The following is a 774-nucleotide window of genomic DNA, read 5'->3' as shown; positions in this document are numbered from 1 at the left end:
TGTACTCGGTCAGCACGTTGGTGACACGGATGTAGGGAGAAGGCCTCCATTCTGAGTGGTGTTCAACGTCACTCGAGGGAGGCCTTCTCTTGGTCCACCGTAATGCGCGGCTCGCTCCGGCCGGTCGCTTGATCTTGGTGCAGCGGGTGCTTGCGGGTCGTCCGGTGTCGCATGTCGCGAAGGAGCTCGGCGTCTCGCGGCAGTGCGCTCACCGTTGGGTGCGACGGTTCCGTTTGGAAGGCTCCGGTGGGTTGCTGGATCGGCCATCTCGCCCGAAACGATCACCTAGTGCCACGCCTGGTGCAGTCGTCGATACCGTCCTGTCGCTTCGGCAGGAGGAGCGTCTGGGACGCGATGAGATCGCCCAGCGCACCGGGGTCAGCCCATCGACGGTGTCACGGTTGATCGCCAGGGCCGGGCTGCCGCGACTGTCCGAGCTCGACCCGGTCACCGGGGTGCGGATCCGCGCCTCCCGGCGAACCGAGCTGCGATACGAGCACCCGAACGCCGGCGATCTGCTCCATGTCGATGTCAAGAAACTCGGCAGGATCCCCGACGGCGGCGGCTGGCGCGTCGACGGCCCGCAGGTGGTCGACCACCACGGCGGCCGCACTCGTCGGGTCGGGTTCGACTACGTCCATGTCGCGGTCGATGACCACTCCCGCGTCGCGTTCGCGCAGATCCTGCCCGACGAGAAGGGCACGACCTGCGCCGCGTTCCTGCTCGCCGCCGCCGAGTTCTTCGCCGACCACGGCGTCACGATCTCCCGGGTCA

Annotated in this window: 1 protein-coding gene; it reads left to right on the top strand. The window is 67.4% G+C overall.

Features of this window, described 5'->3' with window-relative positions; all coding sequences use genetic code 11:
- Positions 1–89 precede the first annotated feature (89 nt).
- Positions 90–774, top strand: a 685-nt coding sequence (locus GPA02_RS18750; protein ID WP_156201962.1) for a helix-turn-helix domain-containing protein, incomplete at its 3' end; no start/stop codon positions are given.

Origin of the sequence: Actinotalea caeni, from assembly GCF_009733795.1 — a bacterium.
Classification (GTDB): domain Bacteria; phylum Actinomycetota; class Actinomycetes; order Actinomycetales; family Beutenbergiaceae; genus Pseudactinotalea; species Pseudactinotalea caeni.
The sequence above is the reverse complement of the archived record's forward strand: the minus strand, read 5'-3'. Positions and strand labels throughout refer to the sequence as shown.